This is a genomic window from Pseudomonas sp. AK106 (genome assembly GCF_053903055.1).
In genome coordinates, this window is record NZ_CP096426.1 from 2,479,243 (window position 1) to 2,501,898 (window position 22,656).

20 protein-coding genes and 1 pseudogene are annotated in these 22,656 nt (G+C 63.8%); 1 reads left to right on the plus strand and 20 read right to left on the minus strand.

The genetic code is table 11. The annotated features are described in order from the left end of the window. Positions 1-6: 6 nt before the first annotated feature. Genes M1E04_RS11190 through arnB form a run of 6 tightly spaced genes read right to left on the minus strand, consistent with a single transcriptional unit; the run spans position 7 to position 7,045 of the window. Positions 7-351: an EamA family transporter gene (locus M1E04_RS11190; protein WP_065989001.1), complete on the minus strand. Its 345-nt coding sequence runs from the start codon at positions 349-351 to the stop codon at positions 7-9. Then, complete coding sequence (gene arnT / locus M1E04_RS11195; RefSeq protein WP_456292986.1) at positions 348-2,000, minus strand: lipid IV(A) 4-amino-4-deoxy-L-arabinosyltransferase; 1,653 nt, start codon at positions 1,998-2,000, stop codon at positions 348-350. Before arnT ends, M1E04_RS11190 begins: the two co-directional genes overlap by 4 nt. Then, a complete protein-coding gene (gene arnD, locus M1E04_RS11200) occupies positions 1,997-2,878 on the minus strand; it encodes a 4-deoxy-4-formamido-L-arabinose-phosphoundecaprenol deformylase (protein WP_456292987.1) in 882 nt (293 codons plus the stop codon). Before arnD ends, arnT begins: the two co-directional genes overlap by 4 nt. After that, complete coding sequence (gene arnA, locus M1E04_RS11205; RefSeq protein ID WP_456292988.1) at positions 2,878-4,890, minus strand: bifunctional UDP-4-amino-4-deoxy-L-arabinose formyltransferase/UDP-glucuronic acid oxidase ArnA; 2,013 nt, start codon at positions 4,888-4,890, stop codon at positions 2,878-2,880. The genes arnD and arnA overlap by 1 nt, the downstream gene beginning before the upstream one ends. Continuing rightward, complete coding sequence (gene arnC, locus M1E04_RS11210) at positions 4,887-5,900, minus strand: undecaprenyl-phosphate 4-deoxy-4-formamido-L-arabinose transferase (protein ID WP_456292989.1); 1,014 nt, start codon at positions 5,898-5,900, stop codon at positions 4,887-4,889. The genes arnA and arnC overlap by 4 nt, the downstream gene beginning before the upstream one ends. Next, positions 5,897-7,045: a UDP-4-amino-4-deoxy-L-arabinose aminotransferase gene (gene arnB, locus M1E04_RS11215; protein ID WP_456292990.1), complete on the minus strand. Its 1,149-nt coding sequence runs from the start codon at positions 7,043-7,045 to the stop codon at positions 5,897-5,899. Before arnB ends, arnC begins: the two co-directional genes overlap by 4 nt. A gap of 1,478 nt (positions 7,046-8,523) precedes the next feature. Between arnB and M1E04_RS11220 the strand changes: the two genes are divergently transcribed. Further along, the gene (locus M1E04_RS11220; protein WP_456293177.1) at positions 8,524-9,411 is read left to right on the plus strand and encodes a LysR family transcriptional regulator; all 888 of its coding nucleotides are present in this window, start codon (positions 8,524-8,526) and stop codon (positions 9,409-9,411) included. Position 9,412: 1 nt separating this feature from the next. On the opposite strand, the gene M1E04_RS11225 is transcribed toward M1E04_RS11220, so the two are convergent. The 14 genes and pseudogenes from M1E04_RS11225 to gspG all read right to left on the minus strand — a co-directional run bounded on the left by M1E04_RS11225 (position 9,413) and on the right by gspG (position 22,653). Next, the gene (locus tag M1E04_RS11225; protein ID WP_456292991.1) at positions 9,413-10,633 is read right to left on the minus strand and encodes an MFS transporter; all 1,221 of its coding nucleotides are present in this window, start codon (positions 10,631-10,633) and stop codon (positions 9,413-9,415) included. 145 nt (positions 10,634-10,778) lie between these two features. Further along, positions 10,779-11,594: a DUF1206 domain-containing protein gene (locus tag M1E04_RS11230; RefSeq protein ID WP_410929015.1), complete on the minus strand. Its 816-nt coding sequence runs from the start codon at positions 11,592-11,594 to the stop codon at positions 10,779-10,781. Positions 11,595-11,880: 286 nt separating this feature from the next. After that, complete coding sequence (locus tag M1E04_RS11235) at positions 11,881-13,305, minus strand: IS1182 family transposase (protein WP_456291445.1); 1,425 nt, start codon at positions 13,303-13,305, stop codon at positions 11,881-11,883. 277 nt (positions 13,306-13,582) lie between these two features. Then, on the minus strand, positions 13,583-14,557 hold the full coding sequence (locus M1E04_RS11240; RefSeq protein ID WP_456292992.1) for an alpha/beta hydrolase: 975 nt from the start codon (positions 14,555-14,557) through the stop codon (positions 13,583-13,585). A 73-nt stretch (positions 14,558-14,630) separates the two neighbouring features. Further along, the gene (locus M1E04_RS11245; RefSeq protein ID WP_456292993.1) at positions 14,631-15,266 is read right to left on the minus strand and encodes a LysE family translocator; all 636 of its coding nucleotides are present in this window, start codon (positions 15,264-15,266) and stop codon (positions 14,631-14,633) included. A gap of 233 nt (positions 15,267-15,499) precedes the next feature. Next, complete coding sequence (gspD, locus tag M1E04_RS11250; RefSeq protein WP_065989011.1) at positions 15,500-17,836, minus strand: type II secretion system secretin GspD; 2,337 nt, start codon at positions 17,834-17,836, stop codon at positions 15,500-15,502. Then, positions 17,833-18,348: a general secretion pathway protein GspN gene (locus M1E04_RS11255; RefSeq protein WP_192130431.1), complete on the minus strand. Its 516-nt coding sequence runs from the start codon at positions 18,346-18,348 to the stop codon at positions 17,833-17,835. The genes gspD and M1E04_RS11255 overlap by 4 nt, the downstream gene beginning before the upstream one ends. Before the next feature lie 134 nt (positions 18,349-18,482). Continuing rightward, positions 18,483-19,073 (minus strand): annotated as a pseudogene (gspM, locus tag M1E04_RS11260) (type II secretion system protein GspM); the annotation flags it as partial. After that, on the minus strand, positions 19,063-20,094 hold the full coding sequence (locus M1E04_RS11265; RefSeq protein WP_456292994.1) for a PilN domain-containing protein: 1,032 nt from the start codon (positions 20,092-20,094) through the stop codon (positions 19,063-19,065). The gene M1E04_RS11265 and the pseudogene gspM, both read right to left, overlap by 11 nt. Continuing rightward, complete coding sequence (locus M1E04_RS11270) at positions 20,091-20,819, minus strand: type II secretion system protein GspK (protein ID WP_065989014.1); 729 nt, start codon at positions 20,817-20,819, stop codon at positions 20,091-20,093. The genes M1E04_RS11265 and M1E04_RS11270 overlap by 4 nt, the downstream gene beginning before the upstream one ends. Then, a complete protein-coding gene (locus tag M1E04_RS11275; RefSeq protein WP_456292995.1) occupies positions 20,816-21,427 on the minus strand; it encodes a prepilin-type N-terminal cleavage/methylation domain-containing protein in 612 nt (203 codons plus the stop codon). The genes M1E04_RS11270 and M1E04_RS11275 overlap by 4 nt, the downstream gene beginning before the upstream one ends. Then, positions 21,424-21,792: a type II secretion system protein gene (locus M1E04_RS11280; protein ID WP_456292996.1), complete on the minus strand. Its 369-nt coding sequence runs from the start codon at positions 21,790-21,792 to the stop codon at positions 21,424-21,426. The genes M1E04_RS11275 and M1E04_RS11280 overlap by 4 nt, the downstream gene beginning before the upstream one ends. After that, positions 21,789-22,226 (minus strand): GspH/FimT family pseudopilin, encoded by a 438-nt coding sequence (locus tag M1E04_RS11285; protein ID WP_192130436.1) that lies wholly within the window; start codon positions 22,224-22,226, stop codon positions 21,789-21,791. Before M1E04_RS11285 ends, M1E04_RS11280 begins: the two co-directional genes overlap by 4 nt. Position 22,227: 1 nt before the next feature. Continuing rightward, on the minus strand, positions 22,228-22,653 hold the full coding sequence (gspG, locus tag M1E04_RS11290; RefSeq protein ID WP_065989019.1) for a type II secretion system major pseudopilin GspG: 426 nt from the start codon (positions 22,651-22,653) through the stop codon (positions 22,228-22,230). Between the last annotated feature and the right edge of the window lie 3 nt (positions 22,654-22,656).

Genomic DNA, 22,656 nt, shown 5'->3' on the forward strand with positions numbered 1-22,656 from the left:
ACCGGCTCATGCCTGACGCCCCAGCAGCACGACGCCCGCCAGAATCAACGCGACGCCCAACCAGTGCACGGCGTCGATGGATTCCTTGAAAACGAACCGGCTGGCGAGGGTGATCAGCACCACATTCAGCCCCAGCATCGGGTAAGCGATGCCGACTTCCAGGCGTTGCAACACCAGCAGCCAGCCGACGAGGCCCAGTCCCAGACAGCCCACGGCCAGCCACAACCAGAACGAGCGCGCGGCCGCGAGCACGCCGGGGAACGTGCCGCCCCAGCGCTCCACCGCGCACTTCTGCGCGACCTGGCCCAGGCAGGTCAGCCCGCAGGTGCCCAACAACAGCAGCCAGGTCATGGCGCTGACTTCCCGTAAATGAGGATGATCAGATTGCCTTCGTCATAGCGCTCGGCGTCCTTGGGCAGCAGTTCGAGCTCGCGCAGCTCCTCATCGCTTCTGCCACGCATGACCACCCCGACCTGACCCTCGCGGCGGGCCTGGGTCATCCACTCAGCAATCCCCTTAAGGGTGACTTCGCGCCCTGTGACGTCGGGATAGCCCAGCCCGTAATCCAGTTCGTTCCAGGTGTTGAAAAACGACACGTCGGTTCTGTTAAGCCGCCACGCCAGTGCTGACGCAGCGCCCAGATCATTGCTCAGTAAGTGCGTGCTCGCTGCCAGTTGCGCTTGATGGGCAAGCACAAACTGGTCAGGCGTCTTGTTATGCACCACGTCATAGGGAAGGGCCGCGGGCAGCAACGCCACCAGCAGCCAGCTGCCCAGCGCCGGTGCGGCCCAATACTTCATCGGGCGCAGGCCTTGCAGCGCATTGCTCGCGCACCAGCCGATCAACACGATGATCGCCAACAGCAGGTTCAGCGGTTCGTGGACGTACACCGGCTGTTGGAGTTGCAGCCAGAGCAGCACGCCCAACCCGATCAAGCCGGCGGCCGCGTTCAGCCAGCCGTTGACGCGCAACGCGGTGAGTTGACCTTGCTTGAGGCGTTCGATCAGCCCATCCGCCATCAACAGCGCCACCGGCAGCAGGCACGGCAGAATGTACGTCGGCAGCTTGCCGTTGCTGACGCTGAGAAACGCCAGCGGCACCAGCAGCCACAGCAGCAGAAAGCCGATGTCGGGTCGACGCCTGCGCTGCCAGGCCTGGCGGAATGTGACCGGCAGCAACGCAGCCCACGGCAGGCACGACACCACCAGCAGTGGCAGGTAAAACCACCAGGGTTCGGCGTGCTGGGCATCGGCTCCGGCAAAGCGTCGCACATGCTCATGCCAGAAGAAGAATCGCCAGAAGTCCGGTTCCTCAACATGCACCGTGAGCACCCACGGCAGGCTCACGACGATGGCGATCAACACCGCCAGCGGCCCATAGCGAAGCAGCTCGCCGAGGCGCCGCTGCCAGAGCATGTAGGGCAGGGTGATCATCACCGGCAGCGCCCAGGCCAGAAAACCCTTGGTCATGAAGCCGATGCTGCAGGCCAGACCGATCAACGTCCAGGCGCCGAGTCGCGCACGCCCGCTGCGGTGAACGGCGCACCAGAACCCGACCAGCGTCAGGTTGGACCACAGGGTGAACTGAGGATCGAGGTTGGCATAACCAGCTTGCCCGGCAATAAAGGCGAAACTCATGAACAGCAGCGCACTGGCGAAACTCTTGCGCGGGTCGTTCCACATCCGCGCGGCAAGCCAGTAAGCGAGCATCACGCTCAAACCACTGCTCAGCGCTGAGGCGATGCACACGCCAAACAGGTTTTCACCAAAGATGGCTTGCCCCACGGCGATCAGCCAATAGCCCGCAGCGGGTTTCTCGAAATAGCGCAGGCCCATGAAATGTGGCGCGGCCCAGTGACCGCTGTGGAGCATTTCCTGACTGATCTGGGCGTAGCGGGTTTCATCGGGAATCCACAACCCGTGGGACCCCAGCGGCAGCAGATAGAACGCGGCGAAGGCCAGGACCAGCAGGGCGATGTTGCGATGTTCGGCTTTGATCATCGCTGCACCCCCAGCCAGCCTTCGCGACCGCGCAACGCCCCGCGGACCAATTGGCCCGCGGGCAAGTGATCCAGTCTGTCCGGCAACAGCGCGCCAAGGGGCTGAAAGTCGACGCCATGGTTTTTCGCCTCGCTCAACAGCGCGCGAAAAGCCGGGGCCATGACGATGCCTTCGACCTCGGCGTGGACGGTGTAGACGTTCAGCTTCCAGGCCGCAAACCGCCCGAGGATGTCGTCGTTGAAGGCCTGGGCGTCGAGTTGCGGCGAAATCAGTTCGTCGTAAGTCGGCAGGTCCACCGGAATCTGCGGTGTGCCCGGCGCGCCATCGGCCAGAAACGGACGGAATATCGAGGTGCCCCGACAGTCGCTGTTGTAGCGAAAACCGAATGCCTCTTTCGCCTGCACCACCCGCTCGTCGGCACGCCAGCCGGCGGCGGCGGAGCAGGTCACCGGGTGGCCGAGAATATCGCTGAGAACGTCAACGCCGCGCTGGATCTGATCACTCAGCTCGGCCTCGCTCCAGCGCCCGGCATTGGCCTGCCAGCCGTGGTGATCCCAGGCGTGCAAGCCCACTTCATGACCGGCGTCCCGGGCCCGGCGCATCAGCGGCCCGAGATCGCGGCCGATGGGTTTGCCGGGCCACGCGGTGCCTGCCAGCAGAATGTCCCAGCCGTACAGACTGGCCGCCCGGGAGCGCAGCATTTTCCAGAGGAACTGCGGCCGCGCGAGACGCCACAGATGGCGCCCCATGTTGTCCGGGCCGACGCTGAAGAAAAACGTCGCCTTGACCTGCGCTTCGTCGAGCAGGTCCAGCAGTCGCGGCACGCCGTCGCGGGTGCCTCGCCAGGTGTCGACGTCGATGCGCAGACCGGCCTTCATCAGCTGCGTGCGCCGGTGCTGACAGTCGGTTCGGCCTTCTCGGCCATGGCTTCCCGGAGGAAGAAGTCCAGGGTCTTGCCGATGGTTTCGCTCAGTTCGATGGTCGGTGTCCAGGCGATCAGCCGCTGGGCGTTGTCGATGCTCGGCTTGCGGTGGCTGACGTCCTGATAGCCCTTGCCGTAGAACGACTGGCTCTCGACCTCACGGAAACCGGCGAAGGGCGGGAAGTTGTCGCGCAACGGGTGGGCCTCGAACTGACGCAGCAACTCGGCGCCCAGCTGACGAATGCTGGCTTCGTTGTCGGGGTTGCCGATGTTGATGATCTGGCCGTTGCAGAGCCCGCCCTTGTTTTCGATGATCCGCGCCAGGGCTTCGATGCCGTCGACGACGTCGGTGAAACAGCGCTTTTGCGCGCCGCCGTCCACCAGCCGGATCGGCGTGCCCTCGACCAGGTGCAGAATCAGCTGGGTAATGGCCCGAGAGCTGCCGATGCGCGCGGAGTCCAGGCGGTCCAGCCGTGGCCCCATCCAGTTGAACGGGCGAAACAGGGTGAACTGCAAACCTTTCTGCCCGTAGGCCCAGATCACCCTGTCGAGCAACTGCTTGGACACCGAGTAGATCCAGCGCTGCTTGTTGATCGGGCCGACCACCAGATTCGAGGTGTCCTCGTCAAAGCTGGCGTCCTGGCACATGCCATACACCTCCGAGGTCGACGGGAAGATCACGCGCTTGTTGTACTTGACGCAGTAGCGGACGATTTTCAGGTTCTCTTCAAAGTCCAGCTCGAACACCCGCAGCGGGTTGCGCGTGTATTCGATGGGCGTCGCGATGGCCACCAGCGGCAGCACCACGTCGCACTTCTTGATGTGGTACTCGATCCACTCGGAGTGGATGCTGATGTCGCCTTCGATGAAGTGGAAATTCGGCCTGGTCCGCAGGCGTTCGATGGCATCCGAGCCGATGTCCATGCCATAGATTTCATAGCGGTCGTCTTGCAGCAAACGTTCGGACAAGTGATTGCCGATGAAGCCGTTGACCCCGAGGATCAGCACGCGGGTGCGTCGGACCGGGCGGCGAGGGTCCATGCCCTGCAAGCGCGAGCCCTCCACCAGACCGAACTCACGGGCCAGTTGCGCGCCGCTCAGGTACAGGCCGTTGTCGCCGCGCTGGCCGGCGCTGATCACCAGCGAACCTTCGCCGCAGGCAATGCGCAACGGCTCGCAACCGAGCACCGTGCCGGGGGCTTCGCCGGTATAAGCGGTCTCTGCGCGGGCGGCCCAGACAATCAGTTTGTGCTCACCCACCGGGCAGAACGCGCCGGGGTAGGGCTGAGTCACCGCGCGAACCAGATTGCCCAGCCGGGTGGCCGGCAGCGACCAGTCGATCAGACCGTCGGCAGCGCTGCGCCGGCCGTAACAGGTGGCGGCGGATTCATCCTGGGGTGTGCCCGGCAACCGTCCCTGAGCGAGCAACGGCAGGGTGTCCGAGAGCAGGTCTGCGGCGGTTTCACGTAACTTGCCGTGCAGGGTCAGGGCCGTTTCAGCCGGACTGATCGAGATCCGCTGCTGGGCGACGATGGGGCCTGCGTCGGCGCGCTTGACCATCTGGTGCAAAGTCACGCCCGTCTCGCTTTCGCCGTTCACCAGCACCCAGTTGGCCGGCGCCCGGCCACGGTATTTGGGCAGCAGTGAGCCGTGCAGGTTGAACGCGCCGTCTTTCGCGCAGGCCAGCAACGGTTCGCCGAGCAGCTGGCGGTAGTAGAAGGAGAAGATGAAATCGGGTTCGAGCCGGGCGATGCGCTCAACCCACAGCGGGTGATTGGGGTCTTCCGGCGCGTACACGGCGATCCCGTGCAGCGCGCACAGCTGCGCCACCGAGCCGAAGAAGGTGGTTTCCTTGGGGTCATCGGCGTGGGTGAACACCGCTGCGATGTCATACCCGGCGGCGAGCAGGGCCTGCAGGCCAACGCAGCCAATATCGTGGTAAGCAAAAACAACCGCTTTCTTGTTCATGGTGCGACCTTGTGGGCATCAGCAGAGGGGGAGGAGTTGACCGGGTAGGCGCTGGAAACAGCGGTGCGGCGCACGACCTTTTCAATGAAGAAACGCGGCCGTGCGCGCACGTCGCTGTACATGCGTCCGAGGTATTCACCGAGCAGGCCCATGCCGATGAACTGCCCGCCGGTGAACACGAACAGCACCGCAAACAGGACAAAGGTGCCGTGCCCGGCCCAGGGCGCGCCGAAGATCAGCCGCAGAACAACCAGCGCCAGGGCGAACAGCACGCCGAGTATCGCCATGCCAAAACCCACGATGCTCAGCAGCCGCAGGGGCGTGGTGGTCATGCAGGTGATGAGGTCGAACATCAAGTTGATCAGGCGCATGGGGCTGTATTTGGAATCGCCGTGCTCGCGCTCGGCATGCTCGACCAGAATCTCGGTCGTGTGCCGGGCAAAGCTGTTGGCCAGAATCGGGATGAAGGTGCTGCGCTCCCGGCAGGCGAGCATGGCGTCGACGATGCTGCGCCGGTACGCGCGGAGCATGCAGCCGTAGTCGTTCATCGCCACGCCAGTGGAGCGCTGCACGGCGAGGTTGATGAGTTTCGACGGCCAGCGCCGCCAGGCGGAATCCTGCCGATGGTTGCGCACCGTGCCGACCACGTCGTAACCCTGTTCGGCGAGGCGCACCAGGCGCGGAATCTCTTCCGGCGGGTTCTGCAGGTCAGCGTCCAGGGTGATGACCACGTCGCCCTTGCACTGCTCGAAGCCGGCCATGATCGCCGCGTGCTGGCCGTAATTGCGGTTGAGAATGACCGCCACGACGGGGCTGCCTGGTCGCTCGGCGGCCTGTTGAAGCAGCTCGGCCGAGGCGTCGCGGCTGCCGTCGTCCACCAGCACGATTTCGAAAGCGTGACCGATCAGGGCGCAGGCGGCCTCGGTGCGGCGCAGTAATTCGGGCAGGCTTCGTTCCTCGTTGTAGACCGGGATGACGATGGACACATAACGGACGGGATAGGCTTTCAAGGGCGCGCTTCCACGATGGATTCAATGGCCCCGACGACCCGCTCGACATCGTCGCGGGTCATGTCCGGGAACAGCGGGATCGAACACAGCCGCGACGAATTCCACTCGGTGTTCGGCAGGTGCACGTTCGGGAAACGCTGTCGGTAATAGCGGTGCAGGTGCGTGGCGATGAAGTGAATGCCGGTGCCGATGCGCTGCTCTTGCAGGGCCTTCATGAATCCGTCGCGGTCCAGGCCGCAGCGCTCGGGGTCGATGCGCAGGATGAACAGGTGCCAGGCGTGCTGTTGCGGGTAGGCGGGCTGCGCCAGTGGCATGACCGGGCTGCTTGCCAGGCGGTCCAGGTAGTGGCTGGCCAGCCGGCGGCGTTGCTCGTTGATGTGATCCAGCCGGTGCAATTGCACGAGGGCGATGCTGGCGTTGATGTCCGCCAGGTTGTATTTGAAGCCCGGCTCGATGACTTCAGCCTGGGGTTTGCGGCCCAGGGTCAGGCGGTCGTAGGCATCGACGCCGAGGCCGTGGAATTTCAGCTGGCGCACGCGATCGGCCAGCACGGCATCGTCGGTGACGACCATCGCGCCCTCTGCGCAGGTCATGTTTTTGATGGCATGGAAGGAAAAGATCGCCGTGCCGCGGCTGCCTACCGGCATGCCCTTGTAGCCCGTGCCCGCCGCGTGGGCGGCGTCTTCGATGACCGCGATGCCGTGGCGGTCAGCCAGGGCGTAAATCGGGTCGAGGTCGCAGGCGGCGCCGGCGTAATGCACCGGCACAATGGCTTTGGTGCGCGGGGTGATGGCCTGTTCGATCAAATCGGCGTCGGTCATCAGCGTGTCCCGGTCAACGTCGACAAACACCGGGGTGGCGCCCAGCAGGCAGATCATGTTGGCCGTCGAGACCCAGGTCTGCGAAGGCGTGATCACTTCATCGCCGGGGCCGACGCCCAGGGCGAGCAAGGCGATGTGCATGGCGCCTGTTGCGGAGGAAACAGCGATGGCATGCCGGGCAACGACCCGCTCGGCGAACTGCGCTTCGAGCTGCTGGCATTCGGGGCCCGTGGTGATCCAGCCGGAGCGCAGCACGCGGGTTACGGCCGCTACTTCTTCATCGCCGATACTGGGGCGGGAAAAAGGAAGAAAAGCCTCATTCATAATGAGAACGTCCCACTGAAGTTCAAGTTTTGAACACACCCGTCCGCTGGCGCTAACATGCACCGCCTGGGAAGTTATTTAAAACACGTGCAGGTATTCATAACGGTGCCGTTGCGGGCATCGTGTCATTTATGTAACTGAGTCATCAGATGATGAGATCTGATTACGTTGTTCCGGTATCACCTGATCTGGAGGTTAATCTCACACGCATGAAAATAACGTTCGTGACACGTAACATTTCCGTGTGTTCGTCAGGCAGTGATATCCAATGGATACGGGGCTATCAGCTGGATATGACGGTTGTTCGAGTATTGCCGTGGTTAGAAGCGTGATGTTTAAACATCTGACTGTTATTTCGTGCTCAGACAGCTTGGGTTCAGCATGCCGGCAGTTATCGGTAGTGGGTTATAAATAGCCGAGCTGCGGATCTGCTTTAATTCCTCCGTTAAACTTGTTTGACAGGCTGGGTGGCCGTTTTCATAAGTTAGCGCCCGGATACTTAATCGGAGCTGAACATGAAGCATGCTTTGGCGAGGCTGCAGCTCACCCCACTGGATGCACGTGATGCTTTTAGCGGGACCGGCTTCAGCCGGGAAGAGGCCATCGCATTCACCCTCACTTTTGCAGTGCGATATCCGACGCCTTCCCGGCTAAAGCCGGTCCCACAACGGTGTTCCGCAGCCGGTCCCCTCGGCGCATGGAATCTGTAATGGAACTGACCGGACACACGCAATGCTGTTGGTAGGACCGGCTTCAGCCGGGAAGAGGCCATCGCATTCAACCTCAGTTCCGCATTGCGCCATCCGACGCCTTCCCGGCTAAAGCCGGTCCCACAATGGTGTTCCGCAGCCAGTCCCCTCGGCGCATGGAATCTGTAATGGAACTGAATGGACACACGCAATGCTGTTCGTAGGACCGGCTTCAGCCGGGAAGAGGCCACCGCATTCACCCTCAGTTCCGCAGTGCGATATCCGACGCCTTCCCGGCTAAAGCCGGTCCCACAACGGTGTTCCGCAGCCGGTCCCCTCGGCGCATCGAATCTGTAATGGAACTGACTGGACACACGCAATGCTGTTGGTAGGACCGGCTTCAGCCGGGAAGAGGCCATCGCATTCAACCTCAGTTCCGCATTGCGCCATCCGACGCCTTCCCGGCTAAAGCCGGTCCCACAACGGTGTTCCGCAGCCGGTCCCCTCGGCGCATCGAATCTGTAATGGAACTGACTGGACACACGCAATGCTGTTCGTAGGACCGGCTTCAGCCGGGAAGAGGCCATCGCATTCACCCTCAGTTCCGCAGTGCGCCATCCGACGCCTTCCCGGCTAAAGCCGCCCCTGCAGTCGAGGTCACAACCCGCCCCACGGTCGTGATCATCGCCGGTCCCGCAATCCGGTCTGGAGTCAGCCCCACAGTCAGTGCTACAACCCGTCTCACCCAACGATGCATCACTTTCATCCATCCAAGAGCACACACCCATGATGGACAGTCTCAGCGGCATCACGGCGTTCATCACCGTGGCCGAAACCCGCAGCTTCACCGAAGCGGGGCGTCTGCTGGAAATCTCGTCGTCCGCCGTGGGCAAGAGCGTGGCGCGCATGGAGGAGCGCCTCGGCGTGCGGCTGTTCCATCGCAGCACCCGCAGCGTCACTCTGACCACCGAAGGCGAGCTGTTTCTCGATCGCTGCAAGCGCATCGTCAGCGAGGTCGAAGCGGCCGAACTGGAACTGCATGAGCTGTCCGCCACCCCACGCGGCAAAGTGCGCATCAGCGTGCCGATTCAGAACATACTGATCATGCCGGTGCTGGCCGGGTTCATGCGCGCCTACCCGGACATCGAGCTGGAAGTGGACATGTCCGACCGTATGGTGGACGTGATCGAGGAAGGTTTCGATGCCGTGATCCGCACCGGTGCGCCCCAGGACTCGCGGCTGACCGCGCGCAAGCTCGGCGGCTTCCAGTTGCAACTGGTGGCATCGCCCGCGTACCTGAAGCGCTGCGGTGAGCCGGCGCACCCCGACGAGCTGATTCACCACACCTGCCTGCTGCACAAGTTTCCGGCCACCGGGATGATCGAGCGCTGGCCGTTGCGCGTCGGCGACACGCACATTCAGCCGAACCTTTCGCGGGCATTGACCTGCACGACGACGGACCCGCTGGCGCATCTGGCGATCGATGGCGTCGGGATTGCCTGCCTGCCGGATTTTTCCATCCGCGCGCCGCTGGCCGACGGCAGGCTGAAGGTGGTGCTCGGGGATTACACCGACCACACCGGCAACCTGTGGATGCTCTGGCCTGCGTCGAAGCAGACCGCCCCTCGGCTGCGGGTGTTGATCGACTATTTCAAGGACAACATTCTCAAGGGCTGACTCAGCGCTGCAACGCTTGAGCGATAGGCGCCCGGGCGACACCGAAGCTGAGCATCACCGCCAGGCCCAGCAGCCCCAAACCCGCGCCCAGCCACAGCGCCGCCGACACGCCCTGGTGATCGACCATCAGCCCGCCGAACAGCGAGCCCGAGGCGATCGCCACCTGAAACATGGTCACCAGCATCGCCGAACTGGCTTCCGGCAACTGCGGCGAGGTCAGTTGCATCCAGCTGCTGACGCCCAGCGGAATCGCGCCATAGGCCACCCCCCACACCAGCACCGCCAGTATCACGCCGACGCCTTGCAAATGCGGCAACGCCAGTTGCGCCAGCACCATCAGCACAATCACGGCGCCCAGCGACGCGCGCAAATGCGTGGTTAGGGTCCCGGCCATGGCGAAGTTCGCCAGCATGCCCACCAGCCCGAAACCCAGCAGCACCCCAGTAATCGCGTTGGGCGAGAACCCGGCGTACTGGCCGAGAAACGGCGCGACGTAGGTGTAGCCGGTGAAGTGCGCGGCGACCACCGTTCCGAGCAAAAGCATGCTGCGCCGCGCTGTGCCCCGGGACAGAAATGCCCGCAGCGCACGGGCTTTGAGTCCTTCGCTGGAAGGCAGCGAGGGCAGGGTGATGGCCTGCGCTGCCAGAGCGATCAGGCCCAATCCGGCGGTGACGACGAAGGACATGCGCCATGAAAAGACCGTGCTGACGAAAGTCCCGAAGGGCACCCCGAACACCGTCGCCAGGGTGATACCGGCGAAGATCAGCGCCGTGGCTTTAGCCGCCCTCGACTCGCTGACCAGACGCCCGGCCGCCGCAATCGCCACGGCCCAGAAGCCGCCGAGGGAAATCCCTAATAGCCCGCGACCCAGCAGCATGATCGGCAGCGACGGTGACACCGCGCAGATCAGGTTCGACAGCACCAGTAGCAGGCTGAGCAACAGCAACAGATGCCGGCGGTTCATGCGTCCGGCACCCAGGATGATCGCTGGCGCGGAGATCGCCGCGATGATGCCCGGTACGGTGACCATCAGCCCCGCCACCCCATCGGTGACGTCAAGGCTTTCGGCGATCTGCGGCAGAACGCCCACCGGCAGGTATTCGGCAGTGACAAAGGCAAACGCGCCCAAGGCCACGGAATACACCGACAGCCACTCGCGCCAGGAGGGGGACGCCGAGGACATGGGCGTCACGTGGGTCGAAACAACGGGCAAGTCGTGCATGGGGAAAGCTCCACCGTAATGAGTGGAGCCATGCTAGGGAGCGAGGGCGCGAGGAAAAACAGGCTGGGGTTCCGATCACTGTGGATCGATGACTCCGCAATCAGTCAATCTGCGGCAGCTCTGAACCGCCTGATCCCGCAGAGGCTCAGGCCTGGGCCATGCCGGGCACGTCCATGTTGATCCGGCGCCAGGCGGCTTCGGCAAAGCTGTACGCCGAAAACGCGATCAGGCCCAGCGCCATGACCATCAGCACCACGCCACCGGCCGGCAGGTTTTGCAGCGCGTTGAGCGCATCTTTCAGCCCGGGCGGGTGCATCGCCTGATAGCTCGAGCCGCTGATGGCCAGCAGCACGCCGATTTCGACAAACGCCACGCCGCGCGCGATCAGGCCGAAGCGGGACACCGGGGTCACGTATTTCATGACTTCATCGTCGGCCTCGAAATACTTCTCGAAGGACGCTTTCCAGCCCTTGAAGAAATGCGCAATGCCGACGCCGAACGGCACCAGCGCAACCAGGTAGACGACCAGATTGGAGTGTTTCCACGACAGCAGGTAAGCCAGCAGGTCTTCGGTTTGACCTCCGCCACCACCGCCGGAGCTGCGCAGGCCGTCGATCAACAGGCCCAGGGCAAAGAACGCCAGCGCACCGTTGACCAGACCGCCGGCGAGCAGGCCGCCGCGAATGACCAGGCCCTTGAACTCCCTGCCGTGATGGTCGACGTCGCGAGTGGCTTGCAACACCCGCCAGGCCGCGAATGCCAGCAGACCGGCCACCACCAGCCCGACCAGAAAGTGACCGAAGGGCTGGCTGAACAAGGCTTCGAGGCTGCTGTGGCTGTCCTTGGGGCGTGACGAATCGCGGGCGGCGAGCAAGGCGAAAATGCCGATGATCAGGTACATAACGCCGCGTGCGGCATATCCCGCTCGTGCGAGCAGGACAAGGGTGTGATGCGGGGACATCGAAGGTTCTCCGGGAAAGCGATTGATCAGCAGACCCGAGACGGCACGAGGGGTTCGATCGGGTTTAGCGGGAGGGCCCTGCGATTGCTGTTAGTGGGACCGGCTTCAGCCGGGAAGAGGCCGGTATGAACACCCTCAAATTGGCGGTGTGGCTGCTGATGCCTTCCCGGCTAAAGCCGGTCCCACACAGACCGTGTGAAAACCAGCTACTCAGCAGCTAACCAAAAAAAATGCCCCGATCAACTCGGGGCATTTTCCATTTATACAGAGAAGAAAAAGACCTTCCTCAGGCCAGTAACTCCATCATTCGGCGCACACCCAGCACGTTGATCGCTCTTTTCAGGTTGTAGGCGTTCACCGCCAGCGCCATTTCCGTTCGCGCACCTTTGAGCTGGCGAAGCAGGAACCGGCCATTGCCGTAAATCCATTGTTTGAGGTTGCCAAACGGGTGCTCAACGATGCTTCGTCGAGCCTCGACGATTTCCGGGTGGGCCTGCATTCGCAGCGCCATTCGCTCAAATGCATCTTCATAGGCATGACGTGTGATCGAGCGGTATTTGGTCTTGGTGCATTGGTTTTTAAGGGCGCAGGATCCACAAGCGCCAGCGCTGGCGCGGTAGAAACGCTTTCCCTTGTTCAACTGAACCAGCGTCAGCAAATGGCCTGTCGGGCATTGATAACGATCATTTTCCCGATCATAGGTGAAGTCTTCCCGACGGAAAAACGAGGGCTCTTCGACCTTGCTGTTGATGGTTCGATTGATCGGTACATACGCTGTGATGCCCGCGTCGTCGCAGGCTTGGAAGTGCTTGCCGCTGGAGTATCCAGCATCAGCCGTGACGGTCAGATTCGGCTGTTCCAGCACTTCCTGAGTCGCTTTTGCCATCGGCTCCAGTTGCTTGCGATCGTCGCTATCCTGAGTGACTTCGTGGTGCACGATCAGGCTGTTTTCAGCGTCGACTGCGGTCTGCACGTTGTAGGCAACGGCCATGCCCTGCGGGGCTCGCATCATCCGCGCATCGCTTTCGGTGCTGATGAATTGCGTGATTTGCAGCTCGTCCATCAGTGCCTGGCAGGTCAGGTTGTCGTCCCGCTTGGCGGTCAGTTTTGCCAGCACCGTTTTAACAGCGCTTCGATCCACAACCTCTTCATTTTCGTCGCGATCCGCGCTATCCAAATCCTCCAGATATTTCGCTATCCGGCGATCAAGTTTTTCCTGATCGCGCTTGAGGTGCTTGGTGCTGATGTGACGACGGGCCGAGGCTACGGCCTTGAATTTGCTGCCATCAATAGCAACCAGATCACCTTTTACCAGGCCTGCCGAACGGCAGAACTGAACAAACGCGCGGCACGTTGCGGAGAACGCAGTGGCGTTATCTTTGCGGAAGTCGGCGATGGTTTTGAAGTCCGGCGCGAGGCGGTTGAGCAGCCACATGACTTCGATGTTGCGTTGGCACTCAGCCTCAAGCCGGCGCGAAGACCGTATGCGCTGGAAGTAGCCGTAGATGTAGAGTTTGAGCAGGTCGGCGGGGTTGTAGGGCGGACGTCCGTTGCCCTTGGGAATAGCTTTATCGAACCCCAGAACCCTGAGATCCAGGCGCGAAACATAGGCATCAATGACTCGGACAAGATGGTCTTCGGGAATGACCTCATCTATTGAAACCGGAAACAGGCTGGTCTGGTTGCGCGATTCGCCCTGGATGTACGCCATAAGAAAATGCCCCGCATCTTTCGATGCGGGGCATTTTCTTAGATCTGAGGCAGGTTGGCTAGGTTTTCACACAGTCTGCACAGGTCCGCGTCACGGCCAGTTTTCATTAGATGCACGCGATGCTTTAGTAGGACCGGCTTCAGCCGGGAAGAGGGCGGTGTGAACACCCTCAAATTGGCGTTGTGGCTGCTGATGCCTTCCCGGCTGAAGCCGGTCCCACAAGTCTGCGTCAATGCCAAGCCTCACTAGAGAGCCGCGTGCAGTCAGTCGAATTCGGTCAACCCGCCGTAGATTGAATGCGCTGACGAATCCAGGCGCGGCTATGCTCCAGCACACGGTCTGCCATCAGGGTGGGAAAGTGGATGAAGCCATGGGGCGCTTCCGGCAGCAGGTGCACTTCGACCCCTGCGGTCTTGCCCCAGCGATCCGCCAGTTGCAGGGTGTCATCGCGCAGCGGGTCCAACTCGCCGACCCACATCAACGCGGGCGGGAAACCGGAGAAATCCCCATACAATGGCGATAGCGGCGGCGCCTGACGCTGGGCGTCGCTGATGTCGGGCGTGAGCATGCGCAGGGCCTCGACCATTCCCGGGCCGTCCAGCACCAGCGTGTCCGGGCCTGCCGTGCGCACGCTCGGCGTACCGCTCAGGTCGTACACGCCGTAGTAGAGCAGGGCACCGCACACGCGCTTGAACAACTCGGGCCAGGCCTGGAGCTGCAGCAGCGTCGTCCCGGCCAGATGCCCGCCCGCCGATTCGCCGACGACGATCACCGGCAGCCCGGCGAATTCCGGGCAGCCATCACCCAGCAACCAGCGCGCGGCGACGAGGCAATCCTCCATCAGCCCTTCCACCGGCGTTGAGCCAGCGAGCCGATAGTCAACCGAGACCACCGCCACTTCGCACGCCCGCACCATCGCCATATTGAGGTCGTCATTCATCTGCGCATTGCCGATGACCCAGCCGCCACCATGAATGTCCAGCACCACACCTTTGGCCTTGCCCCTGGGCCGAATGATCCGCACCGGCACGCGATGACCGTCGACACTCGCCGTGGTGGTTTCAGCGTGCAAGCCATGGCGGGCCAGCTTGGCCGCGCCATTGAGCTGGCCAACGCGCAACAGTGATTGGATCAGAAGGGGCGTGAAGCGATTGCGGATACGAAACCGCGGCAGCCAGGCCAGCTTCTTGTTGAACCGCCGCGCCTGCGCCAGTTCGTCGTCGTGAAAATGCAAACCGTCGTTGCTGTCCAATTGCGTGCGCTCTCTCGGGCTCAAACCCGCCAGTCATGGGTACTGTGTTGGTCTTCGCCCGAGGCCGAGAGTTTCACGTGCGTGACCACAACAGTTTGACGCCGGCCGTAGCATAAACCGCGGCAAGGGTGCCTTCGATCCAGCGCCGCGCCCTGCGATAGGCGCGGATCATCGGCGTGGTCGAAAAGACAATAGCGTAGCCACAGAAGATGGTAACGCTGAGCACCGCGCAACCGGCGAGGATGACGGCGACGGTCTGCGGCGTTGCATGCGCGCCCAACCCCAGCGTCATCGTCGCCACCCAGCCCAGCAGCGCCTTCGGGTTGGTCAGGTGCATGAGCAGGCCACGCTGGTAAAGGCGCGCGCCCGAAACATCCGGCGTAGCCGCGATTGCGCGTTCGACCTGTTCACTCGACGTCATGGCGGAACGCGCCGCTTTGAAAGCGAGAAACAGCAAGTAGGCGCCGCCAAGGATTTTCAGCAGCGTCAGCGCATTGGCGTATTGCGTGAGTACGGCGGAAACGCCGGTGGCCGCCATCGCACCCCAGAAAAACGACCCGCTGATCACGCCTGCCGCCAGCACCAGCGCAGCGCGCCGCCCCCGGTGCATGGCCACCGCCATAATGCGCATGTTGCTCGGCCCCGGACTCGCCGCGCCGACGATGTAGGCGGCGTACACCAGCAGAAGGTGATGGAGATCGAAGGGCATGGGCCTTGGTCCTTTAAGGTCGCGGTGAGCGGGTCGTTTGAAAACCTGTTTTACCACGGCCCCCTGGATTGCCAAGCGCGCAATGACTTAGGTTGATCGTGCCCACGCTCTGCGTGGGTATGCCTCCCATGACGCTCCGCGTCATCCCGCCCCCAGACCTTAAACAGCCTACAGCGAAAGGACGCGGAGCGTCCGGGGCGGCATTCCCACGCGGAGCGCGGGAACGATCAAAACTACCGGGTGCTCATCGGCGGCGTCGGCTTGATCAACTGCAGTTGCTGACGATAATCATCGGTCACTTGCCGCGCCTGGCTGTTGCTGGTGATGACCCGTGGGGTGATCAGCACGACCAGCTCGGTGCGTTTCTTGCTCTTGACGGTGTTGCCGAACAGCCAGCGCAGGCCGGGGATGCTGCCCAGGTACGGCACGGCAGACACGGTGTCGGCGTTGTCCTGTTTGATCAGGCCGCCAAGCAACACGGTCTGACCACTCTGCACCGCCACCTGGGTCGACACCGAACGCGTCGAGATCCGTGGGTTGCCGTTGGCGTCAGTGGCCGTGTCGTTGGCGTCGCTGACCTGCTGCTGAATGTCCATGTACACCAGACCGCCCGGATTGATGCGCGGCACGACGTCGAGGATGACCCCGGTCTGCACGTATTCAACGCTGCTCAGGGTGGCGGTGGTGGTCGAGGTGTTGACCGTGGTCTGGCTGATCGGGATGTTGTCACCGACCTGAATCTGCGCCTGCTGGTTGTTCATCACCACCAGCGAAGGCGCCGACAGCACTTGCGTGCGGCCACTCTGTTCCAGCGCGTGAAGGGCGATCTGCAGGTTGTTGCTGACGAAGGAATAGAACAGCGAATCGGTGGCACCGAGCCCGGCACCCCCGCCGCCCAGAGCGCCCTGACTGCCGGCGGTGTTCGCGACAGTAGTGCTGGCGGAATTGCCGGCCAGACGACCGAGGTACCACTGCACGCCGAGGTCCAGCTCGCCGGTCAGGTTCACTTCCAGAATCCGCGTCTCGATCTGCACCTGCATCGGCGCGTTGTCCAGTCGCTTGATGGCCGACTCGATCTCGGCCCACTGGGCCGGACGCGTGCGGATCAGCAACTGGTTACTGCTCTGCTGCGCGGTGATGCGCGTGCTGTCGTCCAGGCGCTTGCTGGCGCCCGAGCCACTCGAGGCGGCGTCCGAACTGTCGCTCTGTCCGCTGCTGTCGGCGCTGTCCTCGGAGGTTTCGCCGTCCTGCTCTTCTTCACCTTGCTGAGTGCCGTTCTGCAAACCGCCATTGGCGCCACCCATGCCCGAGCCCAGGCCACCGCCCATCCCGGAGCTGCCATTCAGGCCCTGACCACTGCCGCTCAATCCGCCGCTGCTGCCGGTGCCACTGCCGTTGAGCGAGGACAGCGAACGGGTGCGCAGCCCCGGCGCGACCTTGGCCGCGCTGTCGTCCTTGATCTGGCCGTTGCCGTAAATCTGCCGCAGGTATTTGGCCAGGTCCGTGGCTTTCATGTTGCGCACGTCGTAGACGTACATCTGCGGCTCGTTGCCGCCGCCTTCGTCGATGGTGTGAATCCAGTCGCCGACTTCGCTCAGGTAACGCGGCTGGGAAGAAATCGCCACCACCGAGTTGGTCCGCTCGATGGGCAGAAACTTGACCATGCCGGCCAACGGCATGCCGCTGTCCGGGCCGAACATCTTCTGCAGCTCTGGCATCAGTTCGCTGACGCTGGCGCGCTGCAAGCCATACACGGCGATGGACATGCCCTTGAGCCAGTCGACGTCGAAGGTGTCGATGGTGTCCTGATAGTTGGCCAGTTCATCCGGCGTACCGGCGAGGCTCAAGACGTTGCGCGCGGGGTCGACCAGCAAGAACGCGTTGTCACGGGCGAAGGGTTTGAGCAGCTTCTGCATCTCGGTGGCCGAGATAAAGTGCAGCGGGAACAACCGCGCCGACAGCCCGGTAGCCGGGCGCGCCACCGGCATCTCCGGCACCAGCTTGCCGGCCACGGCCTGGTTGGCCGGGAGGATCACGTAACGGTCGCCCTGGCGGATCATCGCGTTGTCGGTCCACGACAGCAGCGTTTCGAGAATCGACAGCGCCTGCTGCTTGTTCACCGGTTGCGAGGTGGAGAAGCTGACGTCGCCTTTCACTCCCTGATTGATGCTGTAGTTCTCGTGCAGCAAATCCCCCAGCACGGTGTTGATCACCGCTTCGATGGGCTGATTGGCGAAGTTGAAGGTGATATCACCAGCCGCCGCCGACGCGCCTCTTCCACCCGCGCCACTCTGGGCCGGACCGGCACCGCGCACGAAGGTCTGGTTGCCACGAATGATCTGCTGGCGCGCGGGCGCAGGCCTGGCGCCAGGATTGTTCGGACTCGGCGCTTCGACCGGATCGCTGACCGGGCCTCGCTGCGAGCCGGTGCCATTGAGTGCTTCCTGCATCAGGGCCGGATCGTTTTCAAAACGTTCCGGGGTGGACGCGCATCCAGCCAGGGCCACGGCGGTGGCCAGGCACAACAACGGGCTGCGCAGACGGGAAAACTCAGGGGTGCGATTGTTCATGGTGTGGGTACGTTTGGAAGAGTAATAGGGGGGACTTTCGACGGCGGCGGAAGGCGCAGCAGGGGCAGTCGCAGTTCGCGGGTCTGGCCCTGATGGCTGAAAGTGGCGTGTTGCGGCGTGACCGAATCCAGGGTCCAGCCATTGTCCAGCGTGCTGCCGACGGCCAGCTTGAGGCGGCGCTTCTGCGGCAGTTGCAGCAGCACCCACTGTGAAGCGCCATCGATGATCACGCCGCTCAGGCTGATGCCGTCCAGGGACGAGGCCCGGGATTTGCCGGTAACCAGATCAGGCTTGCGGTCCGGGCTGAACATCGACTGCTGCCAGGTCAGCGTGAGCGCCTGAGCCGGCAGCGAGGGCAACGCCGCGGGCCCGGCGGTTGGTGCCGCTTCACGGGCTTCGCCGGCCGGCAACCAGTCGATCTCCTGACCGGCGCCCATGCTCAGGCTGACGGCAACGGCGGCGAGGGCGACCGTGACAGCGCCGAGCGCGAGGGTAAGGGAGTCGAACTTCATGCGTCAGGCTCCTCGGACGGTGTCAGTGGTTGGGGTTGATCATCCAGATCGGCCTGCTCGGCGGGATCAGGCTGCTGCCGGGCGTCGGTCTCTGGCTCGGCGGCGGGGGCTTTGGACGGCAGCGCCTTGTGCGGCGCGGCCTGTTGCAGATACCCGCGCAACAGCATATGCACCTGCAAGCGGCCGGCGCCGCCACTGGCCGGTGCCGAGGTGGCCCGGCGAATGCTCAGGTTGTCGATGAACAGAAACGGCTGGCCGTATTCCAGCTCGTGGAGCAAACCCACCAGCGGCTCCATGGCGCAGTCGAGGGTCAGGCTGACTTTGACCTGACGATAGGGCTCGGCACTGTCGCGCTCGGGGGTGATCGGCATGCGTTGGGTTACCTGGCAGCCGGGGCCCTGATCGGCGTGGGCCTTGACCAGATCGAGGCTGCGTTGCATCAGGTCGGCGGCCACGGCGCTGGGGTCTTCGCCGGGCAACAGACTGCTGCGGCTCGACGGGTCGCGGCGGGCGGCCTGCAACTGCTGCTCAAGGCTGCCGCGTTGAGCGAGTGCGCCGGCATAGCGTTGCTCTTGATGGCGCAGGGTCTCGGCCTGTTCCTGCAGGTCGCTCAACGGATCAAGAAACCAGCTCTGCACCAGCAGCCACCAGCCCGCCCACAGCACCAGGGCCAGGGCGATCAGCGCGGCACCGCGACGTTCGCGCGGGGTCAGTTCACGGCGCATCGGCGGCCTCCTTGGGCAGCTGGGCGCGCAGGGAAAAGCGCTCTTTGCCGGTCTGCGCATCGGGCTGAATGATCCCCTGGAACTGCGCGTCGGTCAGGGTGCGGCAGTCTTTCATGCGGCTGATGAGGGCACTGGCCTTGGCGCTCTGGCCGGTGATCGACACGCTGCCGCCGTCGGAAATCTCCAACTGCTCGACCCACGTGTCAGCGCCCAGGCAACCGGTGAGGTCGGCGAGCACGCTGGAGGTGGTGGGTTGCGCGGCCTTTTGCTGGGCCAGATAGCGCGCGGCGCCTTGGGTGTTGATCAGTTCGCGGCGCAGGTTCTGTACGGCTTGCACCTGGCTGCGTTGCTCGTCGACGTGCTGTTGCATCGCTTCGACTTGCACCGTACGCGCATCCAGCCAGAGCACCATGCAGGTCAGCAGCAAGGCGCCACAGACCACGGCAAGGAAGCGCGGCAGGCGTGCGGAACCTGCGGTCGCTGGCTTCAGCTCGGCCGGCAGCAGATCGACATTCAGCCGTTCGCCCTTGGCGTTGCGCGCATCCACGGCATAGAGCGACAGGCCACGGTCCTTGCAGCTGTCGATGATCGGCTGCAAACGCTCGCGCAGCACCGCCACCAGCAGCACCTGCGCCAGGGTTTTGCCTTTGCTGGTGACGCGGGCGACGTAATGCATCTGCTCGCGGGGGTAGGGCGTGTACTTGTCCAGCTCGAAGCCGACCACGCTGTGCAGATCCCGCAGCGCCGCCAGCGGCAGTTGCAACGGTTGCGCCAGCACCATGCCGGCGGGGAGCATCAGGATCAGCCGCTCCCCGCTCTCGTGGGCAATGTGCTCGGGCAGGGGCCAGTCGATCAGCCGCTCCCGCACCTGGGGCATCAGCCGCGCGCGGACGCTGGCGGGCAGCATCGCCTGCAACTCGTCCAGCCACGCCTGCCACAGGTGCTGCGCCGGGCTGTCACGCCACTGACTGCGCACCCGGGCCTGCAAGGGCGCCAGTTGCTGTAAAAGTGATTGCTTCATTCTTGCCAACGCAGAACGCGATACGGTCGCGCTCCCTCCTTCGATGGGTTCAATAACAACGTGACGTTGAGCGTCGTGGTGTAACCGCCGGGCAATGTCGCCTGGCTTCGAATACTGATGACCGGTCCTGCGTCTTCGGTTGCGGGCCCGGCCTGGGGCAGCCCCAGCGCTTGCCGCAGCCAGGGCGACGTCATGCGCGGATCCGGCGCGCTCAGGCCGCTCCATAACGTGACGTGCGGGCTGGCGCACTGGTACAGCGGCTGGCCGATGCCCGGCAGTTCGCGCACTTCTTCGACCATCCGCAGCGGCGCCCGGCCACCGCCACGACGCTGTTCCAGGCCCTGCGCCACTTGCCGCGCCAGGTCCGGATTCGCGCCGCACGCCACCAGCAGGCGGGTAAAGGATTCCGCCGGTGCCGCGTTGAGGTCGAGCTTGCCGGTCTCGCTGCCCAGGCTCACCGCCAGCGCGGCGTCATCGAAGCGCAATTCATGGGGCTGGTTGTCGGCTTTCCAGTGCCGCACCGGGTCGCGGTCCAGCTGCGCCAGCACCGCCATGCCGATGCCGGCTTCAGCGGCGAGCACCCCTTGGGTGTGCTGGCGTTGCCACAGGGCCTGGCGGTTCTGCAAATGCACCCAGCCGAGCAAACCGGCCAGCAGGGTACTGAGCAACGCCAGCACCCACAACACCAGCAGCAATGCGACGCCTTTTTGCCGACGTTCATTCATAACGTGTGCGCCTCGCCGGACAGGTCCAGGCGCAGGTTGATGCTCTGTAATGGCCACGGCACGGGGCCGCCCAGTTGCGCGTCGATGCGCACGCTGATCGGCAGGCGCCCCGGCCAAGGCCAGTGATCCAGCCATGCAGTCGATTCACCGGTGGGCGACACGCCGCGATAACTCAGTTGCAGCGAGCGCACGTCGTGCAACAGCACTTGGGGCTCTTCGGCCGGCAGCAAGGCCTGGCCGCGCAACCGCTCCAGACTGATCTGCAGACGCTGACCGGCTGCCAGCGTCACGCTGTGCCGGTACAAACCGCCGCCCAATGTGGCGGGCAGCGGCCCATAAAAGCTCATGGCCTGGGCATCGCCCTCGAACACCGGCGCCTGGCCGGGCTCGGACCCGCCGGCCGCCAGTGGCAGCGCCTGGCCGATGGCGTGGCGCAGAAAATTCTGGGTCGACCGTATTTCATCGAGCCGCGTGCTGTAGCGCTCGGCCTTGCTCATGGCGCGATTGGCCCCGGTGATCGCCGCGCCGATCATGGTCAGCAGCACGCCGAGCAGGCTCAATACGACCAAGACTTCGAGCAGGGTAAAACCCCGAGCGCTGCGTTTCATTGAGCGGCACCCGAGTCTGAGCTGCGCACTTGCAGGCTGCTGTAATGGGCGCGCCGCGCGCCGTCGCTCACCTCAAGGTCCAGGCGCCAGGCCGTCGCCGGTGCATTGCTGCGGGGCAGTGCGCTGACATCCATCTGCCAGGTCACGCCGCTCCACTTGCCCTCCGTGCGACCCGGCTGCAAGCGGCCGGCGCTGGCCTCATCAATCAGCGAACGCGCGGCCAGACTCAGCCGGTCGCTGCGTTGCGCCTGCTGCAAGGCCCGCGCGCTCTGCCCGAACGCCACCACCAGCACGCTGCTGCACACTGCCAGCACCGCCAGGGCAGCAAGCATCTCCAGCAATGTGAAACCGCGCTGACGCGTCAATTGAGCGTGCGCAACTGAACGTTGCCGGTCAGCCAGTTGATGTCGACGCGCCAGTGTTTGTCGCCCCGGGCCAGCAGCAGATGGCCGCCGCTGGAACCGCCGTCGGGGTAGAACTCGAACGCCGGGCCCAGGCCGTCGGCGGTCTGCAATTGCACGCGCATGTCGTCGGGCAGTTGCACCGGCTTCAGGTGCGGGCCCTGAAGGCGCCCGTGGCGCAGGTCAAAGCGTGTCTGCGCCGGTTGCCCGCTGACGATCGCCTGCACCCGCGCCGCGCGCAGGGATTGCACCACTTCGCTCAACGCCCGACGCTCACCAGCCGCGTGCAAACCCCGACCCACGCCAAAGCTCACCAGGCCGACGCTGATGCCGATCAGAACGATCACCACCAGCAATTCGAACAGGGTGAAGCCGCGGGCGCGGGGCAGGGCGCGCATGTTATTCCCAGTTACCGATGTCGGCCTTGTAGCCGTCACCGCCAGGCTGGCCGTCCTGACCAAAGAAGATCAGGTCAAAGCTGCCGTGCTCGCCCGGGTAGCGGTAGCCGAACGCGTGGCCGAACGGATCTTTCAGGTCCGAAGGCTTGGCGTACGGGCCGGCCCAGCCAGTGGCGTTGGCCGGCTTGGTCACCAGTTGCTGCAGATTGGCCGGCGGCGTGCCGACGTCCAGGCCGTAGCTTTCGACCTTCATGCCGAGGCTGGCGAGTTGCGCCTTGCCTGCGCCGTACTTGCCCTTGTCGACGTTGCCGCCGACCTGACGCACGACGATGGTGGCGACAATGCCCAGCAGCACGATCACGGCGAGCATTTCCAGCAGGGTGAAACCGCCCTGGCGACGGCCTTGGGCAGCGTTGAATCGGGACATGTG

Excerpts from the sequence above, each read along its gene's own strand:
- M1E04_RS11245 (WP_456292993.1), bottom strand. The coding sequence starts at position 15,266 with ATGCCCTTCGATCTCCATCACCTTCTGCTGGTGTACGCCGCCTACATC.
- arnT (WP_456292986.1), bottom strand. The coding sequence starts at position 2,000 with ATGATCAAAGCCGAACATCGCAACATCGCCCTGCTGGTCCTGGCCTTC.
- M1E04_RS11270 (WP_065989014.1), bottom strand. The coding sequence starts at position 20,819 with ATGAATGAACGTCGGCAAAAAGGCGTCGCATTGCTGCTGGTGTTGTGG.
- M1E04_RS11285 (WP_192130436.1), bottom strand. The coding sequence starts at position 22,226 with ATGCGCGCCCTGCCCCGCGCCCGCGGCTTCACCCTGTTCGAATTGCTG.
- M1E04_RS11190 (WP_065989001.1), bottom strand. The coding sequence starts at position 351 with ATGACCTGGCTGCTGTTGTTGGGCACCTGCGGGCTGACCTGCCTGGGC.
- M1E04_RS11230 (WP_410929015.1), bottom strand. The coding sequence starts at position 11,594 with ATGTCCCCGCATCACACCCTTGTCCTGCTCGCACGAGCGGGATATGCC.
- gspD (WP_065989011.1), bottom strand. The coding sequence starts at position 17,836 with ATGAACAATCGCACCCCTGAGTTTTCCCGTCTGCGCAGCCCGTTGTTG.
- gspG (WP_065989019.1), bottom strand. The coding sequence starts at position 22,653 with ATGTCCCGATTCAACGCTGCCCAAGGCCGTCGCCAGGGCGGTTTCACC.
- arnD (WP_456292987.1), bottom strand. The coding sequence starts at position 2,878 with ATGAAGGCCGGTCTGCGCATCGACGTCGACACCTGGCGAGGCACCCGC.
- arnA (WP_456292988.1), bottom strand. The coding sequence starts at position 4,890 with ATGAACAAGAAAGCGGTTGTTTTTGCTTACCACGATATTGGCTGCGTT.
- M1E04_RS11220 (WP_456293177.1), top strand. The coding sequence starts at position 8,524 with ATGGACAGTCTCAGCGGCATCACGGCGTTCATCACCGTGGCCGAAACC.
- M1E04_RS11225 (WP_456292991.1), bottom strand. The coding sequence starts at position 10,633 with ATGCACGACTTGCCCGTTGTTTCGACCCACGTGACGCCCATGTCCTCG.
- M1E04_RS11275 (WP_456292995.1), bottom strand. The coding sequence starts at position 21,427 with ATGAAACGCAGCGCTCGGGGTTTTACCCTGCTCGAAGTCTTGGTCGTA.
- M1E04_RS11265 (WP_456292994.1), bottom strand. The coding sequence starts at position 20,094 with ATGAAGCAATCACTTTTACAGCAACTGGCGCCCTTGCAGGCCCGGGTG.
- M1E04_RS11235 (WP_456291445.1), bottom strand. The coding sequence starts at position 13,305 with ATGGCGTACATCCAGGGCGAATCGCGCAACCAGACCAGCCTGTTTCCG.
- M1E04_RS11255 (WP_192130431.1), bottom strand. The coding sequence starts at position 18,348 with ATGAAGTTCGACTCCCTTACCCTCGCGCTCGGCGCTGTCACGGTCGCC.
- arnB (WP_456292990.1), bottom strand. The coding sequence starts at position 7,045 with ATGAATGAGGCTTTTCTTCCTTTTTCCCGCCCCAGTATCGGCGATGAA.